General features: G+C 64.7%; 13 protein-coding genes, 8 tRNA genes and 1 pseudogene. 12 read left to right on the top strand and 10 right to left on the bottom strand.

From position 1 onward, the window contains the following. Positions 1-2 precede the first annotated feature (2 nt). The 9 genes from ACIQ51_RS02640 to ACIQ51_RS02600 all read left to right on the top strand — a co-directional run bounded on the left by ACIQ51_RS02640 (position 3) and on the right by ACIQ51_RS02600 (position 2,482). Positions 3-743 carry an arylesterase gene (locus ACIQ51_RS02640; protein ID WP_396203449.1) on the top strand — a complete coding sequence of 247 codons (741 nt, stop codon included), beginning with the start codon at positions 3-5 and terminating at the stop codon, positions 741-743. A gap of 118 nt (positions 744-861) precedes the next feature. Then, a complete protein-coding gene (gene efp / locus ACIQ51_RS02635) occupies positions 862-1,428 on the top strand; it encodes an elongation factor P (protein WP_396203448.1) in 567 nt (188 codons plus the stop codon). Positions 1,429-1,593: 165 nt separating this feature from the next. Then, positions 1,594-1,667: transfer RNA gene (locus tag ACIQ51_RS02630), tRNA-His, on the top strand. Positions 1,668-1,709: 42 nt separating this feature from the next. Then, positions 1,710-1,782, top strand: a tRNA-Trp gene (locus tag ACIQ51_RS02625). Between the two features lie 123 nt (positions 1,783-1,905). Continuing rightward, positions 1,906-1,978 (top strand) — tRNA-Glu (locus ACIQ51_RS02620). A gap of 44 nt (positions 1,979-2,022) precedes the next feature. Then, positions 2,023-2,094, top strand: a tRNA-Glu gene (locus tag ACIQ51_RS02615). 45 nt (positions 2,095-2,139) lie between these two features. After that, a tRNA-Asp gene (locus ACIQ51_RS02610) sits at positions 2,140-2,214 on the top strand. Between the two features lie 86 nt (positions 2,215-2,300). Further along, positions 2,301-2,382, top strand: a tRNA-Leu gene (locus ACIQ51_RS02605). A 28-nt stretch (positions 2,383-2,410) separates the two neighbouring features. Next, positions 2,411-2,482, top strand: a tRNA-Thr gene (locus ACIQ51_RS02600). A 42-nt stretch (positions 2,483-2,524) separates the two neighbouring features. On the opposite strand, the gene ACIQ51_RS02595 is transcribed toward ACIQ51_RS02600, so the two are convergent. Then, a complete protein-coding gene (locus ACIQ51_RS02595) occupies positions 2,525-3,430 on the bottom strand; it encodes a 5'-3' exonuclease H3TH domain-containing protein (RefSeq protein WP_396203447.1) in 906 nt (301 codons plus the stop codon). Positions 3,431-3,522: 92 nt separating this feature from the next. Between ACIQ51_RS02595 and ACIQ51_RS02590 the strand changes: the two genes are divergently transcribed. The 3 genes from ACIQ51_RS02590 (at position 3,523) to ACIQ51_RS02580 (ending at position 6,028) form a co-directional block, all read left to right on the top strand. Next, positions 3,523-4,830, top strand: coding sequence for a spinster family MFS transporter (locus tag ACIQ51_RS02590; RefSeq protein WP_396203446.1), 1,308 nt, complete (start codon positions 3,523-3,525; stop codon positions 4,828-4,830). A gap of 53 nt (positions 4,831-4,883) precedes the next feature. Beyond that, a tRNA-Gly gene (locus tag ACIQ51_RS02585) sits at positions 4,884-4,956 on the top strand. 235 nt (positions 4,957-5,191) lie between these two features. After that, positions 5,192-6,028: an HNH endonuclease gene (locus ACIQ51_RS02580; RefSeq protein ID WP_396203445.1), complete on the top strand. Its 837-nt coding sequence runs from the start codon at positions 5,192-5,194 to the stop codon at positions 6,026-6,028. Between the two features lie 169 nt (positions 6,029-6,197). Here ACIQ51_RS02580 and ACIQ51_RS02575 read toward each other — a convergent pair. From ACIQ51_RS02575 to ACIQ51_RS02535, 9 genes and pseudogenes are all read right to left on the bottom strand, one after another. Further along, positions 6,198-7,307: pseudogene (locus ACIQ51_RS02575) on the bottom strand (IS3 family transposase). A 154-nt stretch (positions 7,308-7,461) separates the two neighbouring features. Next, on the bottom strand, positions 7,462-7,722 hold the full coding sequence (locus ACIQ51_RS02570) for a hypothetical protein (RefSeq protein WP_396203444.1): 261 nt from the start codon (positions 7,720-7,722) through the stop codon (positions 7,462-7,464). 182 nt (positions 7,723-7,904) lie between these two features. Next, on the bottom strand, positions 7,905-9,995 hold the full coding sequence (locus ACIQ51_RS02565; RefSeq protein ID WP_396203443.1) for an Ig domain-containing protein: 2,091 nt from the start codon (positions 9,993-9,995) through the stop codon (positions 7,905-7,907). Then, on the bottom strand, positions 9,992-12,391 hold the full coding sequence (locus tag ACIQ51_RS02560; protein ID WP_396203442.1) for an Ig-like domain-containing protein: 2,400 nt from the start codon (positions 12,389-12,391) through the stop codon (positions 9,992-9,994). Before ACIQ51_RS02560 ends, ACIQ51_RS02565 begins: the two co-directional genes overlap by 4 nt. Before the next feature lie 693 nt (positions 12,392-13,084). Beyond that, positions 13,085-13,693, bottom strand: coding sequence for a hypothetical protein (locus tag ACIQ51_RS02555; protein WP_396203441.1), 609 nt, complete (start codon positions 13,691-13,693; stop codon positions 13,085-13,087). Positions 13,694-13,868: 175 nt separating this feature from the next. Beyond that, the gene (locus tag ACIQ51_RS02550) at positions 13,869-14,036 is read right to left on the bottom strand and encodes a hypothetical protein (protein ID WP_396203440.1); all 168 of its coding nucleotides are present in this window, start codon (positions 14,034-14,036) and stop codon (positions 13,869-13,871) included. Positions 14,037-14,321: 285 nt separating this feature from the next. Beyond that, positions 14,322-14,927 carry a TonB-dependent receptor plug domain-containing protein gene (locus tag ACIQ51_RS02545; RefSeq protein WP_396203438.1) on the bottom strand — a complete coding sequence of 202 codons (606 nt, stop codon included), beginning with the start codon at positions 14,925-14,927 and terminating at the stop codon, positions 14,322-14,324. 46 nt (positions 14,928-14,973) lie between these two features. Then, positions 14,974-15,858: a hydroxypyruvate isomerase family protein gene (locus tag ACIQ51_RS02540; RefSeq protein ID WP_396203437.1), complete on the bottom strand. Its 885-nt coding sequence runs from the start codon at positions 15,856-15,858 to the stop codon at positions 14,974-14,976. A 73-nt stretch (positions 15,859-15,931) separates the two neighbouring features. Further along, on the bottom strand, positions 15,932-17,062 hold the full coding sequence (locus ACIQ51_RS02535; RefSeq protein WP_396203436.1) for a hypothetical protein: 1,131 nt from the start codon (positions 17,060-17,062) through the stop codon (positions 15,932-15,934). Between the last annotated feature and the right edge of the window lie 138 nt (positions 17,063-17,200).

The following is a 17,200-nucleotide window of genomic DNA, read 5'->3' as shown; positions in this document are numbered from 1 at the left end:
GGATGTGGCTGGGGATCGCCGGTCTGGCGCTGCTGGCAGCGTGCGGGTCCACCGGGACCAACGGAAACGGGTCGCCATCGGATTCCGCCAGCGGGGCCGGCGGGCCGGTGGGCGCATCGGCCGTGACCGCGGAGAATACACCCGCGGCGGGGAATGGCACCGCGGCCGGGGGAAGCACCCGGCGGGTGGTGGTGCTGGGGACGAGCCTCACCGCGGGGTTGGGGCTCGACCCCGACGACGCCTATCCGGCGCTGCTGCAGGCGAAGGCCGACTCGGCGGGGTTACCGGTCACGATCGTCAATGCCGGGCTCAGCGGGGAAACGTCCGCCGGGGCACTCCGCCGCGCCGCGTGGGTGCTCGAACAGCCGGCGGCCCTGGTGATTCTGGAGGTGGGCGCCAACGACGGGCTCCGCGGCGTGGACCCGGATTCCACCTACGCCAACCTCGTGCAGTTGGTGGAAACCGTGCGGGCCCAGCGACCCGAGGCCGGCATTGCCCTGGTCCAAATGGAGGCACCCAGCAACTTGGGGCGCGCGTACACCCGACGCTTTCACGAGGCGTACGTCCGGGCGTCGAAGGCCACGGCGGTGCCCCTCTGGCCGTTCCTGCTCGACGGCGTGGCAGGGGTGGCGCGGCTCAATCAGGCCGACGGCATTCACCCCAACCCTCAGGGATCGCGCCGTGTCGCCGCGACCATGTGGACGTCGATGGAGCCGGCGCTGCGCGCCCTCCCCTCGCCCTGACGGCGCGCGATCGCCCGGGATCACTTCCAGCGGACCAACCGTCCGGTTAGCTTCCGAGGCTGTGCCGGAGATCCCGGTGCTGTCCGTGTCCAAATCCCTGCTTGCAGGTGTCGCAAATATGGCTTTCTCCGCTACGCAGATCCGCCGTGGCATGGTGCTCGTGTTCGAGGGCGACCCGTGCCGAGTCATCGAGTTCCGTCACCATACGCCGGGCAACCTGCGCGCGATGGTGCAGGCGAAGCTCAAGAACCTGCGCACCGGCTCGAGCTTCGAGCATCGGTTCCGTGCGGCGGACACGATCGTGAAGGCCGACATGGAAACGCACGAGCTGGAGTTCATGTACCAGGGTGGTGATTCGTACCACTTCATGAACGCGGAGAACTACGACCAGATCGAGCTCGACGAAGAGGCGCTGGGCGACTCGGCGCCGTGGATGCAGTCGGGGCTCAAGATCCTGGCCGAGTACTACAACGGCCGGCCGATCGGCATTCAGCTGCCCAATTCGCTCGTGTTCGAGATCGTGGAGACGGCGCCGGTTGTGCGTGGTGCCACCAAGACCGCGTCGTCGAAGCCCGCGAAGCTGGAGAATGGCGTCACGGTCAACGTGCCGGAGTTCGTCGAGCAGGGCACGCGGGTTCGTGTGAATCCGAACACGGGTGAATACCTCGATCGCGCGAAGGACTGAGGCGGAGTAGGCCTCGGGCGGACACCCGTTCGAGGCCGCCACTTGAAATCGATCTTTCGGTCGGTTACAATTGGCGTCTCCCGGCGAAAACCGCGGCAACGCGGTGGGCCGCCTGGAGGAGCGGGTGAGATGCTGCAGCAACTGGCAGTCGCTCTCTCGTCCATGGTGGCCGTAGCTCAATCGGTTAGAGCACCGGATTGTGGTTCCGGGGGTTGCGGGTTCGATTCCCGTCGGTCACCCTGAACACACTGGCGGGCAGCGAGTCTTTCGCCGCTCTCCGGAGGTCCGTAGCTCAATTGGTAGAGCACCGGTCTCCAAAACCGGCGGTTGGGGGTTCGATTCCCTCCGGGCCTGCTTCTGCGTGACCGTGGTTCGCTGTGTTTCCCGGCGGACTGGTACGAACGGGGAGCGAGCGCAAGCAGCGCTCGCGACAGGAAACGGTTTCATCGCTGAGGCATGCGCCTTGGCAAACGCCTCGGCGGTATCGTCTAGGGGACTAGGACACAGCCCTCTCAAGGCTGGAACACGGGTTCGAATCCCGTTACCGCTACTCGCTGGACGTTGCTGCAGGCAGATGGTGTAGGTCACATCTACGGCTCCATCGTCTATCGGTTAGGACGCGACCCTTTCAAGGTCGAGAGACGGGTTCGATTCCCGTTGGAGCTACTCGACTCGCCAGAGTCGTTGCAGGAGGCAGGGCAACTGTAGTTGGGGGGCGTAGCTCAGTTTGGTTAGAGCACTCGACTGTCACTCGAGAGGTCGCGGGTTCGAGCCCCGTCGCTCCCGTCGTAGTATCGGGCTCAGCAGGTTGCAGGTGGTGGTGCTGTACGCGGTTGCAGTACGCAGGAACTCGGTCGCAAGCCGAGCCCCTCGCTCTGGTGGTGAAATTGGTAGACACGCCGTCTTGAGGGGGCGGTGCCGCAAGGCGTCGCGGTTCGAGTCCGCGCCAGAGCATGCAGGTCCTCAGTGCAGTTGCAGCATTGCCACAGTAGCTCAGTGGTAGAGCACCCGATTCGTAATCGGGCGGTCATCGGTTCAATCCCGATCTGTGGCTCTTCAGTCCCCGGTCAGCCTCGCTGGCCGGGGACTTGTGCGTTCACTCCGGCCAGGGGACCGCTTCCAGCCCAGGGCCTGCGGCGGTGCGCCTGACCGGTCCCGCGGCGCTGTCCGCGCCGTTGGCTGCGGCGCGCGCGCGCGACACGCTCCCCGCCGGCCACGCCACCGCGTCGATCGCGCAGCGCGCCAGATCGAAAAGCGGAAGCGGCGCATCCTGGCGGATGGTGGTGAGCCGGCGCATGAGCCGCGCGTGCTCATGCTGCCCCGCGAGCTTGGCGGTTTCGTCGCGATGGCTCACGAACTCGCTGGCCTCGAGCGCCTTCTCCAACGACTGCCACCGGCGCAACAGCTTGACCGCCGTGCCCTTGCCGATGCGGTTGATGCCAGGGATATCGTCGCCGTCTTCGCCGCACATGGCCTTGAAGTCGGGAAGCTGCGCGGGCTGCACGCCGAAGCGTTCGTGCACGTCGGCCGGCTGCCACTTCCGCACGCGCAACCCCTCGGTGCCTTTCCCCACGCCCACGTACGACACCACCTGCACGTGCGCATCGACGAACTGCAGCAGGTCCGAGTCGTTGGAGAGCAGCGTGACGGGCAGTGCCGCGCGGAAGCCGGCCATGATCGAGGCCACCACGTCGTCGCCTTCGAACCCCTCGACGCTCACGCTCATCACGCCGGCGCCTTCGAGGGCGGTGCGAATGGGCGCCACCCGGGCCCGCGTCTCGCCCGTTCGCCGATGCTTATAGGTCGGAAAGAGGGCATGGCGGAACGTGGGGCCGTCGTGATCCCAGGCGGCAATCAGGTGCGTGGCGCCAAGATCGCTGGCCGACCCGCGCGCCATCTGACACCAGAGCCGGACACCGGCAACCGGATCGTCGCCGGCCACGTGCACGGCACGGGCGGCGAGGGACTGGGCATCGATCACGAGCAGGTGGGGGGCAGCCATGCGCTGAACGTAGCGATGCCGCCAGCACGGTGGCAAACCGTGGCCCCGCTGTCGGCCCTGTGCGAACGCGCCCGACCATGCACATTCCCCGCATGGCCTCCCCGACCGATCTTGCGCCGTCTGCCGTCGCCACCCCGAGCACGCGCTACCGCTATGTGGTACTCGCCATGCTCGTGCTCACCTACGCGTTCAACTTCCTCGACCGCCAGATCCTCGGCATTCTCAAGGAACCCATCAAGCACGATCTCGGGCTCACCGACACCCAGCTCGGGCTCATGGGCGGCCTTGCCTTCGCGATGCTCTATACCACGCTCGCGGTGCCCATTGCGTGGCTCGCCGACCGCGTGAGCCGCACGTGGATCGTCACGCTGGCGCTCGCGCTGTGGAGTGGCTTCACCATGCTGTGCGGCGCGGCGACGGGCTTCTGGTCGCTGTTTCTGTCGCGCGTGGGGGTGGGCTTCGGCGAAGCCGGTGGCGTGGCGCCCGCCTATTCGCTGGTGAGCGACTACTTCCCCCCGGCGCAGCGCGCGCGGGCGCTCGCCGCCTATTCCTTCGGCATTCCCCTCGGCTCCGCGCTGGGGCTCGTTGTCGGCGGTCTCATTGCCGCCTACGTGGACTGGCGTTGGGCCTTCTTCGTGGTGGGTGGGGCGGGGGTGCTGCTGGCGCCCGTCTTCAAGTGGGTCGTGAGCGACCCGCTGCGCGGGGCCCTCGATGGGGCCGGGGGGTCGGTCCCGCCGACGGTGGCCCCCACGTTCATGACGGTGGTGCGCACGGTGCTCCCCACCCCCACGTTCTGGCTGCTGGCGATCGGCGCGGCCTGCGCGTCGGTGTGCGGATACGGCGTGGCGTTCTGGCTCCCCAGCTTCTTCATGCGCAGCTTCGGGCTCACGCTGGCCCAGACCTCGATGTACTACGGCCTCATTCAGTTCATCGGCGGAGTGGCCGGCATCTGGCTGGGCGGCGCGATCGCTGACCGGTTGGGGAAGACGCATCGCGGCGCGTACGCGCTCACGCCGGCGGTCTGTTTTCTCGTGGCGCTGCCGATTTTTCTGCTGGCCATGAACACGTCGCACCTTGGCTGGGCGTTCGTGCTGTTCCTCGTGCCCACGGGGCTCAACCTGGCGTGGTTGGGCCCTGTGGTGACCGCGGTGCAGCAGCTCGCGCCGGCCAGTATGCGCAGCACAACGAGTGCGCTGTTCCTGCTGGTGAATAACCTGTTCGGCCTGGCGGTGGGGCTGTGGATCTTCGGCTACCTGTCGGACCTGTTGGCGCCCACGTACGGTGCCGAAAGCATGCGGTGGGCGATCTACTACGGGTCGAGCTTCTACCTGCTGGCGGCACTGCTGCTGTGGCTGGCATCGAAGCGGCCGGGGCGCGACGGGGTGGAAGTGGCGGCGTAGAGGCGGACCCGTTGTCTTGGTCCGCGCACGGCACTACCTTACCGATTCACATCGCGGGCGTAATTCAGTTGGTAGAATGCCAGCTTCCCAAGCTGGACGTCGCCGGTTCGAGTCCGGTCGCCCGCTCTGATACAAGTAAAGCCACCGCAACGAGTTAGGTTGTGGTGGCTTTTTTGTTCGTGCTCCTTGGGGTTGCGTGGGTAACCATCCGGTAACCACTTGGCGCAGTTTGGGAATGACTTTGGGTGAGGTTCATCGCTGGCGAGTACGGTGGAATGCCTAGCGATCACCCGGAAAGCAAATCGCCAATAACATCATAGTACGCGTGCACGGGCGAAGAATCTTGACGGAGATGGGTGCTATGGAATTCGTTCTAGGCCGTGAATATCGGCGGGCAGAGATTCACGCAGCATTCGGTGGACAGGCGCAGAGCGGGATAAGCACTCCTCGCGGCTCCACATTGATTTTCGTCTTTACTGGTCAAGGCGGCGAGAAACACGGATATCGAGATGGCCCGCAACCGAATGGTGTCTTCTTCTACTCAGGAGAGGGCCAAGTAGGCGACCAGAAGATGACGGCAGGGAATCTTGCGCTGGCTGACGCGGAGGTATCCGGCAAGACCATTCACCTGTTCAGTCAAGTGCGTAAGGCCATCGTGCGCTATGAAGGGGAAGCTCGCTGCATTGGATATCACAGCACTAGGGGCCCCGATCGAAATGAGACTGATCGCCGGATCTTCGTGTTTGAATTCGAGCTCGCAACGGGTGAGGTCCGCAGCGCCGACGTGCCTGATTTGGGCGTCAGGGAGGAGGGTCGTCAACGCCGGTCTCGGTCACTGGCCGAGCTGAAAGACATCGCCCTCGCAGATGCTGCGCGGCCAAGAAAGCAACCGGCAGAGGGGAGTCGTCGCGTGTATGAGCGAAGCATAGCGGTGAGAGACTACGTCCTCGCTCGTGCTAACGGAATCTGCGAAGGGTGCGGTGATGCTGCACCGTTTCTCCGGCACGATGGATCGCCGTACCTTGAGCCACACCACATTTTGCGCATGGCTGACGGCGGTCCCGATCACATCGCTTCAGTCGCCGCGCTATGCCCAGCGTGCCATCGGTGTATTCATCACGGGCAGAAGGGCCATGAGCTGAATCGCCGTGTTGCTGAACGCATTGCCGCGCTTGAGGCTCAGTCGGACGCTACGTAAGCGCGGTATTGGTGGGGCGCGGTTTTGCGCCGGAGTCATGACTGGCTACGGATGGGAAAATACGAAATGCTAACTAAATAAATCACGCGTGCTCGGGGCGCATCAACGCTGCCGATACGGGTTTGGGCGCAGACTAGCTCGGCGTTCCCCCGCATCTCAGGTCCAACAATTATGTGAGAGATGGAGTAGGGTGATCCGTGTTGGTGAATAATGATGCAGCAAATTTGGCTGGGGTGCGATCCCAAGCGCGCTGTGTCGACGTGCCGTGCAGAATTCGTGTTGGTAGGCTGCAATCGTGCGACGGGCATCCGTGAGTGAAAGAAACCAGTGTTGGTTCAGGCACTCATCGCGCACGCGGCTATTGAAGCTTTCCACGAATGCGTTCTGATTCGGTTTACCCGATTAAATGTGCAACGTCACGCCGTGCGCCGCCGCCCAGGCCGCGAGCGCACGACTGATGAACTCTGGCCCGTTGTCACAGACGATGCGATTCGGTCGTCCGCGCGCCGCGACTAGACGCGTTAGCACCGCGGCGACCGCGGTACCCGGGAACGACGTATCCACTTCCATGGCCAGCGGCTCGCGCGTGCAATCGTCGACCACGTTGAACAACCGAAACACGCGGCCAGTCGCCAGGTATCACGCATGAAGTCCATCGACCATCGCGTGTTCGGGCTGGTCGCCACTTCGTGGGGTACCCGCGGCCGCGTCAGCTTTCGACGATCCCGCTTTCGGACCGCGAGACCGGCGTGCCGGTACACGCGCTCAATGCGTTTGTGATTGTCGCCCCAGCCCTCGCGCCGCAGCTGCCACGTCAGCAACGGCGTGCCCCACCGTGGATGATCGCCGGCCAGCTGCTGCAGGCGCTCCCGCAATGGGCCGTCGTCGCGTCGTGGCATGGCGACGTAGCGCACCGGGGTCCGATGCACGCCAAGCCAGCGGCAGGCGCGGCGCTCACTGACCGCGGCGCTCTCCTGGACATAGGTGACCGCACTGCGCCGCCGCTCGGCAGTCACCAGTCTTTTCCCGCGACATCCTTGAGCACCTGAGTATTCAACGCATGATCCGCCACGAGACGCTTGAGCCGACGATTCTCCTCTTCGAGCGCTCGGAGGAGCCGCGCCTCAGGCACCTGCATTTCGCCGAATTTCGCCTTCCAGCGGTAGTACATCGTCTCGGTGATGCCGAGCCGACGACACACCGTCTTCAGCTTCGCCCCACTGTCAACTTCGCGCACCACGCCAATGATCTGCTCGTCCGTGAACCGCGATTTCCGCATGAGTCCTCCTGCTTGCCGGGGTCTGACTCACATATCTTCTGGATCTCATTACGGTGGGAACGCCGCTTCGTGAAACAGAGAAAATTCAAAGAACCTTCGTTGCTACTTGAACAGCAATCCTTCACAGTAAGCGGAGCGTAGGGTTAAGACCCATTTAGTGGATCTCGCTGAACGCGCGGCGTCGCTGGACGAGCTCCGCCAATTCGCGCAGAAGTTCGGCGTGGAGGCGCTGCTCCATCGCTAGTCGAAACGCTTCGCCGAGCTGGGACTCCGGACGGCTCTCTATGGCGAGGAGAGGTGGCGGAGCATTCTGGCGGATGAGCCGCTGATCCTGGGGCAGCCGCTGGTGCGGATGCAGCACCAGCTGTGCATCGGCGTCGATTAGGCGCTGTTCAACGGATGGCTCGGGTGACAAACGAGAATCTGGTCCTCCGCTGATATCCTGATCGGCTCCCCGCCTCCGGAAATCCGGCTCCCCGTTTCCTGGGATGTGGAAGCGCTCCGCGCCAGTTGGTCGTCGTCAGGCTCCAGAATCGCGCGGGAAACAGGGAGCAGGGCCTCAGGAAGCAGGAAGCCAACGGGGTTGTACGGGGGGCATTAGGGCTTTACGATCGTCAGCGCCGTCCGCGTGCTGCTCAGGAACTCCACGTCGAGGATGTAGCTGGTATTGGGTTTGAGTTTGCTGATTCGGACGATCTCCGGGCCACTGTAGGTGGCGAAGTAGGTGCCGGTGGTACCGAGCGGTAGCTCATGCATCTGCGAGCGGACGCCGGGCAGCTTTTGCGGAACCGGAGTCTCCGGCCACTCGAGCCCACTCGCTCGGCCGATCGGAGTGTCGTCGAGGACCGTGGACAGGAAGAACATGTTGAAGAGGTGTGCGCCGCGGAGACCGACGGCCTGCTCCCAGACATCGCCGTAGTAGTCGCCGAATTTGGCGCGCGTATAGCGGTCGCCGATGCCGTCACCGAAGTGCTGCCAGAGCCAGTAGCCGAACATGCCGGGGGTCACGTATGTATCGTTGTGTACCCGACAGCTTCGCAGGGACGCAAGGCAGGAGTATCGCCACCCATCCGCCTGAAAGTATCCGCCGATGTTGGTGCCATCGGGGAGGGTATCAACGGCCTTCGTAACGATGTAGCGCACCATGTTGGAAATGCCGTTGCCGAGGGTCGGGTCCCAACCGCCACGATAGCGGTTGTGTCGACTATACGTCTCCGACCGCCAGATCCCCCCCCATAGGGTGGAGCCCGCGAAGCGGCTCCCCTGGGTCCACAACACGTATTCCTGCGCGTCGGTGGTCTGGGTGATCGCGAAGAAGCCTGCACTTGCCTTTTCGCCCGTCTGGGCGGTGACCACGGCCATTGGACCGGCATTGAACAGCTCCTGAACGGCCGATCGGAGACAGATCCACCCATCGAGGGCGAGCGTCACGTCGATGGGACCCGGACCCACGCAGTTGTTCCACATGAATCCGCCCGGACCGATATTGTTCGTCACGAAGATGTTGATCCGGCGATTGCCATCCACATCGGATGCGACCCCCCAGATGCGGCGGAGAATCGGCTCCGTGACCGCATTCCAGCGCGCGACCTCGCGATACCAACTCGCGCTGTTCCGCTGTCCCGACCCCAGCGCCGTGTCTTCGTAGTAGGCGTAATGGCTGTCGGCATGGACCAGCACTCCGGTGAGACAGGTCGGTGCCACCCAGTAGTAACCGCAGAATTGCAACGAATCGGCCACCCCACGAAAGGGAACCTGATAGGGAGCAGTGAAGGTGGTGGTGGGAAGGCGGGTTGCCCGGTATGGGGCGATCGTGTCCCCGAGCGTCAGCGTCCCCTGCAGCTCTCGGAGTAGGATCGAGACGGCGGTGCTGTTGGCCCCGTACAGATCGAGCGAATCGGATGCTGCGTCCGCCGAGAGGCCGAGGTAGAGGGCGCTGTCGACCGGTGCCGTGCCGGTCGAAAGGAGGAAGCGACGACTCCGGCGGCTGTCACTCATCACATGAAAGGTGACCCCGCTTTGCTGGAGGACGGAAATCGCGCCCTGGCCCTGAATCACCAGCGGCACCGTCACCTGTGCCACCTGTCCGTTGCCGGCCGCTTCGATCGTCAGCAGCATGGAGTCGGGCACGGTAGGGGTCCCATCGAGCAACCCATCCGCTGAAAGCGCAATACCAGTAGGGAGTTGCCCTCGCACTACGGACCAGCGCACGCTCCCCGCTCCCCGCGTGGCCTCGAGCTGTACACGGTACGGCTGGCCGGTAATGCCGAAAGGGAGTGTGGGCTGGATGATCGTCAGACGGGGCAGCACCGCGACGATCAGGTTCGCATCCGCGGTAACGCCCGCACTGGCCACGGTGGCGGTCACGCGCGTGGTCCCGGTGTCCGAGGGCGTTCCTGTAATGCCCCCGGTGCTCGACAACGTCATGCCGCGAGGCAGCGTGCCTTTGATCAATGTCCACCGGTAGCTCCCGTCGCCACCGGTCGCGGTGAGCTGCTGCTCGTAGCGCTCGCCCACGATTCCCGTCGCGAGCGGGAGCTCTCCGTTGCTGACGCCGGCAATTGCCAGCCGTCGCTGTTGTGGCGCCCCGACCTGATCGGAGCCGGCGCAGGCCGCCGCCGTCAATACCAGGGCAGCGCTCCAGGCACTTTGCCAAAGCGGTCTGGTCCACGGTCCTCGCGCGATCACTTGGCCACCTCGGGAATGATCAGCACGCTTGCGGCATTCCCGCCGGCGAAGCTGCGAAGCCGCAGCGCTAGCTCCCCCGTGTGATCCACGCGCAACACGGTGCCCCCGCCATAACGGAGCTTCATGGCTTCATAGGCCCCGCTGCCCAGTGCCGGATGCGCACTCCATTGGGCTGCACTTGAGGCAAAGCCCATGCGTGACGCCAGCGGGATCCCGGGCCAATGCAGCCCGAGTCGCTCTCCGAGCGCCGTGTCATCAAGCATCAGTGACGCGAGGAACATGGCAAACCAGGTCCCCTCGGCCACGCCAGTTACCTGCCGCAACCCGTCCACCGCCGTCGTGGAGGACAGCCCGGCATGTAACATCTCCGGCCAGATGCTCCGCCCCGCGCGAAGGATCATCCAGGCGCCGAAAAACTGGCCGTTGTTGTACGGCTCAAAATTCAGGTTGCACTGCCCCGACAGCGTACCAAATAGGCAACCGTTGGTCCAGTTGGTATTCAGGAGGATCGGCAGGAGCGAATTGGCCATCCCCTCCAACAGGAGCGTGGACTGGATCGACGGCGCGTAGTTGCCACACGTTACCGGCGGGACAGCGGGTTTGGCCATGAAAAACATCACCATACCGCACGGATTCTCTCGCGCATCGCGTCCGGCCACCTGCAACGTCAGCATGTGCTGTCGTGCATGGACCGTTTCGTGGAGCACCTGCGAAACAATGAATTGGGCGGTCGCTGTTGGATTTTGCTGACGGAAGTTTCCGACTACCGGGATTACGGCATGGTCCCGCGTCTTCTCCGATCCACAGTTGTAGCGAGCCGTATCTGCCACGGTACCAAGCCAGTTTGGCGCCAGCGCGCAGACCGAGTAGTAGGCATTCGCTCCGGAGATCCCCAACTTCGAAAGAATGGCAAACTTCCCGTCCCGGTCGAGATCGACCAGCGGACCATAGAGCGTGTCCAATCGGGTCCAATGAATGGTCAAAATCGAGTCGATCGCGCGCCATTCTGATATCGTGCCGCGCTGTGACGGCGCCGCGGTGGTGTCCTCGTAGTAGTTGACATACGTACCCCGGTACACCAGCCGCGAGGGGACCGTCTCCGTAATCCACTGCCAACGGTACTCCGAGGGAGGCTCACGCACCCCTCCCGGGGACACGATCGGCTGCCAAACTCGTGGTGGACGCGTCGCCGGATTCGGGATGGCGTCGAGCGTCCCGATGATTCGTGCATCGATGCGCGCCGGTACCAGCTCATAGCTCAGCCGTGCCGGGGTGATATCACCCCCACTTGAGCCGATGAAACCCGCCCAGGTATCGGGCGACAGCACCACGAGTGTGCGACCGGTGGTCGATCGCGGAAGCCGCACGCACAGCTCGCGACTTCCCGAGGCGGGGGCAGCGAGCGTGAGAGCGCCCCCCGTCGCCGGTGTCACCACCCACACGTCGGCACAACTTCCCGCACTCCCCGTCACATCCCGCGGGTAGACCACGAGCCGGATGCCCCTCTCGCTGGTGAGCCCCCCGCTCGTCACCCGAACCATCACCTCGACACTGTCCGCTGCCGTTGGTGTCCCCGAGACCACACCGTCGCCCCCCATCGTCACCCCCGCTGGCCACTGCCCCCGCGACGTCGCAAAGCTGTATCGCCCATCGCCTCCCGTCGCCAGTATCTGCTGCCGGTAGACACTCCCCACCACGCCGCTCGGCAGCTGCATCGTCCCAACCTGTGGGGCGACCCCCACGACCAGCGGTCGCACCACGCTCACCTCGGCCGATCCGGTCACCGCACTGCCGTCGGCATTCTGGACCGCCGCCCGGATAGTGGTGCTCCCCGCGTCCACCGCCGTGACTGTTCCGTCCACGCTCACCGTTGCCACGGTAGGTCTCGAGGAACTCCACGTGATGGAGCGACCCGTCAACGTCGATCCCTGGGTCCCGGTCACCGTCACCGAGAACTGGCGCGTGGCACCGACTTCTAAGTTGTTTATAGTTGCCGGCGTGAGTGACACCGTGGCTACCGTCACAAGGATTACCGTCAGCGATGCGGAGCCAGAGCGCCCGTTCACAGTCGCGTTGATGGACACCAGGCCAGGTGCGACCGCGGTGACAACCCCCGCGCCGCTGACCGTGGCGATGGTTGGCGAACCCGTTGACCACGTCACCGTTCCGATGCCGATCGCCGCACCATTCTGGTCGAACCCCGAGGCACTAGCAGTGACCGTTTGGCCGACCTCGATCGTTGTGAACGGCAGCGAGACCGAGACTGTAGTCAGTACCGGTACCGGCGGGGCCGTGATCGGCGTTGGATTGTCGGTACCCCCACCACTGCCGCACCCGGTCACGACGAGGGCAAAGAGTGCGAATGCGAGTGACGGGGGGCGGAATGAATGACCCATTAACTTGCTCCTAGATGCATTTAACGATGCGTTCGGCTGACCAGAAGCGGACTCGTGTGCAATGATGTACGCGTCCTGTGCCGTTACGGCAAGCAGAACGGCTGCCGCCGAGCCCGGCGCCTGTGATCGCTGCAGGATCGTAGCCCAGCTTGGTGGTGCTCTCGATTGAGCCTGGGATATGAGCCGCCATCTACCTAGGACGCCAGAAGCGATGCAACAGCTACTGACACTGGCGACGACGACGGCTCTTTTGGAGCCTTTCTTTGTTCCTGATGTGGGTCGCTCTGCATTGACCACTCGGTACCTAGCCTCTCCCAAGTTCAGCGTTCGGCGTTCCCCCATCTCAGGTCCAGCAATTATGTGAGAGATGGAGTAGGGTGATCCGTGTTGGTGAATGATGCAGCAAATTTGGCCGGGGTGCGATCACCCAGCGCGCGGCGCTCGCCGCCCTTGTCCGCAGGTGCCTGCGCCACCAGCAGGCCTCCTGAGGGAGGCGGCGACCGCTGCGCGCTCAGCGCGTGAGAAACGGTGGCCGAGGGGGCGGCACATCCTCAGGCGTCAACGAGAGCGACGGGAAACGTCGGCAGGTTGATGGTTGTCGTTGGCCCAGCCTGAATCCCATCGTCGCGTCGAGCTCACCAGCGCCTTCGTGGTGCCGTGCGTTCGACGTGCTATCTCACGTGCAGACGACGTTCAGCCGAGCCCCAGACCGCCGAGGTCACTCTCGCCGAAGAGCTGTGCCTGCGCGATCGTGCGCTGCGAGCGCACCGCCTCCCATCGCTGCGTGAAGGCCGCATCGAGCAACCGTTCGTGGCGCAGCACATTCTCCGCTTTGGAAGTCACCGGCTTACTGGCGTAGAGGCTCCCCAGCAGGGTTCGGGAAAGCAGCGACACCGGAATGCTGGTATCGGCGTGGCCACCGGGTGTCGCGCGGCAGACCCCGCAGAGGAGCCGCGCGGAGAAGTCGGCGGCTGTCCCCGTGAGCGTGAGGTGCAGGTCAGTGGGGCGCCGGCATGCATCACAAACCGGGAAGGCGCTCTCCGGATGCGGGTCGCCCGCGAAGTCCATCACCAACTGATTCGCGAGGACGGCCTCGGGGAACTCATGCCCCTGGGAATACGCGTCCCCTGTCCGATAGAGGTCCAGCAGGAGCGCGCGTTCGAAATTCTGGCCCGCCTCAATCCCGGCGACGGCTAGCCGCCGCTCGCCGTTCGGCGTGAGTTGATACGTGACGACCGAGTCATTGATGCTGGTCAGGACATAGTGGGCATCCCGATTGACGTACTTGTGAAGGCGAGGCATTGAAAAGTCCTGGAGCGATTTCGGGGTGCCATGGCCGAGCAACTCGACCCGCACCGTGGCCGCGTGGCCGCCGGCTGATGCACGGACGGCTCTTTCCTCGTGACGCGCGTGTCCACGAACAACGATGCGGTGGATTCCGCCCTCCCGCCACCGGCGTGGCCAATGGCCGGCCGCGTCAGGGCGCGCCGTCGGCCTGTTCGCGGTAGTCGCGGCGCTCGGCCGTGCTGGGGCGGCCGCCATTGGCCATCGTGCGGGTGACGAACGGGGTGCCGGTGGCATCGGCCATCGGGGTGAACTGGCTCTGCCGGCCAGCCTGCTGGGAACGATCGAAGGGCATGAACATGGGAACCTCCCGATACGAAGAAGGCCCCTCCGTGGGAGGGGCCTTGTCGTGTGGACCAGGTCGCCGCCTCCCGTTGGTCTCGGGAGGGGCTGCGGTTGCGTCACATCATGGCGACGGTGCGGCCCTGCTCCCGAGTGCTACGTACTACGACGACCGTCGCTACACGAATCGTAGCGACGGCGGGAATAAGGCTGGTAAGTCGGGCCGAGGCGAAATGCGGCGCGGTCATCGCATGAAGTCTCGGAATGTCCCTGCAGAAAGTCAAGTCGTCCCAGCCTTTCGTCCCTACTTCCTCGTCGTGATCTTGATCACGCCTTTGGCGCCCTCGGGACCGTACAGCGTCTCGGCGGCGGTACCCTTGATCACCTCCACGCCCGCGATCTTGTTCGGGCCGAGCGCGTTCATTGCGGCGCTCGAGCTCTTCACCCCATCGATGAAGATGAGGCCCTCGAACGGCTTCGACGGGGCGCCCGCGGCAGACAGCGTGATGCGACGCGTGGTGTCGGCGGCGCCATCGGGCCTCACGGTCACCACGATGCGCTCGGCGACGGCGGTGGCCGAGTTCGTGGACGTTGCCGCGCTGGTGCGGATACTGATCACGTTGCGCTTCCCATCCAGCCGGCTCACGTCGAGACTCGCGATGTTGACGGCAGACAGCGCCCGCGCTTCTTCGGCAGAAATCTCCTTGCCGTTCAGCATGTACGTCACCGAGGTCGGATTCGACGTAAGCACGCCCAGTCGCCGCTCAGCCGCCGCTACATCCATGCCTTCGAGTTCGGCACTGGTCGGCAATTCGGCACCGCACCCGGCCAGTAGGGCGGCCGATGCGACCACGAGACCAATGGTGCGTCTGGCAATACGGTGGGAGGCCGGTCGTACGCGTACGGTCATGGTGCGGTGTCTCCGTTCGAGATGAGTGGCGCTTCGGGCTAACGGACTAGACGGTACAGAGCTGAACGGCTTCGGCGAGGGAGGCGGCTCCGTCTCGCTTGGGGATGAACTCGTGCGCAAACACCCCGGTGAACCCCGTGCTCGCGATGTACTCGGCGATGCCGCGGTAATTGAGTTCCTGCGCCGCATCAATCTCGTTGCGTCCAGGCACGCCCGCGGTGTGAAAGTGCGCGATCCACGGCAGATGCGCCTTGATGGTCGCAATCACGTCGCCTTCCATGACCTGCATGTGATAGATGTCGTACAGCAGGCGGAAGCTCGGACTGTTCACGCCCTTCGCGACCTCCACGGCCCACGCGGTGTGATCGGCGTGATAATCCTTGTGATCGACCTTGCTGTTGAGCATTTCCATGCACAGCACCACGCCATGCTGCTCGGCGGTGGGCATGAGCCGCTTGAGCCCCGTGATGCAGTTGGCGATGCCTTCGCCGTCGCTCATGCCGTCACGGTTGCCGCTGAACACCACGATCTGCTTCACGCCGGCAGCCGCGGCACGAGCAATGTACGGCTCACCGTCGGCCACGAGCTTGTCGTGATGGCTCACGCGGTTGAAGCCCACCGGGATGGTGCCGAAGCTGTTGCCCATGGTGCACGCGAGGCCGAACTGTTTCGGCACGTCCCACTCCTCGGGACCCAGGAGGTCGATGCCCATGAGCCCCACCTGCTTGGCCAGCCTGCACAGGTCAGCAATCGGCGTGCGCGAGTAGCACCAGCGCGCCACGGACTGCCGAAGGCGCCCAGCACCGACAGCCGCTCGGTCCGATCCCGCTGCCGCCGACCCGGCCGCAGCGAGCACCGATGGCTGCATCACCCCCATCGCGCCGGCGACCGCCGAGGCGCCGAGGGTGGTGAGCACCGTGCGACGGTGCACGGAGGCTGGGGCAGGGATCGGCGTCGGCTCTGGCACGGTCTCTCCGCGGGTCGGGTGGGCGTGGCCGCTGGGGCTACTGGATCTGGATGTACAGCGGCTGCGGCCACAAGCGCAAGATTTCCTCGCGCGAGGTGCGCGGCTTGTCATTCTTGGCCTTGGTGAACTGCTTCCAGCCCGCGAACTGCACCGGCTCCTTCTTGATGTAGCTGTAGTACGAATCGCGCTTGAGATACGGCGGCCCGAAGCCGTCCATGTGCATCACGATCTGCACCTTCGGATCGAGACGGATCTTGCTGGCGTTGGTCACGCCGCGCTGCGTGAAGCGGTGAATGACGAGCACCTTGGGGGGGAGCTTGTATTTGTCCACCAGCTCGGCGAGGTAGCGCGAGGCATAGTTGATGTCGGCGGCGTCGTACGTACCGATCTTCTTGCCGGGGCGCGTGCCGTCCTTCATGGAGAACTCGGGGTCGATCCCGAGGTGCACGTCGGGGCGCTTGAGGAAGCGCTCGAGCCGGGGCAGCTCGTCCTGCAGCGTGCTGAGCCCCACCTGCACATCCACGAACATGATCGCGTTCCGGCTCTTCGCCCAGCCGTAGACCTTCTCGATCAACGTGCTGTCCATACGGTTGCGATACTTGCCGTCGAACCCCTTGTCGCCGGCGGCCACCACGGCAATCAGGTGTAACGCCGGTTGCGCCGGGTGCTGCGGATCGAGCCGCTTCCACTCCGCGACTTCCGCATCGAGCTTGCGCAGCATCTCGTCCGGGGCGAACTCGCCCAGGATGCCCATGCGCACCGACCGCGGGTTGCCGTAGTAGGCAATGATGCGCTTGGCGGGGAGGATCGATCCGGGAAGGGTCGCCGGCATGGCCGGTGGCCATAGCGAGTCGAGATCGCTGCCGGTTCCTCTGAAGGCAAGGTGACGGTCACCCGACGAGGGGCCGAGCGAGCCGACGGGACGCTTCTTCGTGGTGTCGGCGGCGCCCGCCGTCTTCCCCGCCGATCGCTTCTTCTTGGATGACGCGGCCTTGGCCTTTGCCTTCGACGGAGCCTTGGCCTTCGGCTGGGCCGACGTGCGGGCGCCGTCGCTGCTCTGCGCGTGCGCCGATGGCACCGCCGTCTGGGAGGCAAACAGCGCGCCCGCGACGGCGAGCATGAGGGCCGGGCGCCGCAGCGCCGGCAACAACGAAGCGATGGTGGTCATCGAAGGAGGCAATTGGAAAAGTGCTCGCGGATTCGGCGCACTCGGGAGGGCTGCGTGGGAGTGTAAACGGGCAATCCCGCACGACAAAGGGTGGGAACGGTCGTGGCGCACCATGCCGGCGGCCGTCTGCGTGACCCC

Source organism: Gemmatimonas sp. (assembly GCF_044344655.1).
In the GTDB taxonomy this organism is placed as follows: domain Bacteria; phylum Gemmatimonadota; class Gemmatimonadetes; order Gemmatimonadales; family Gemmatimonadaceae; genus Gemmatimonas.
The sequence above is the reverse complement of the archived record's forward strand: the minus strand, read 5'-3'. Positions and strand labels throughout refer to the sequence as shown.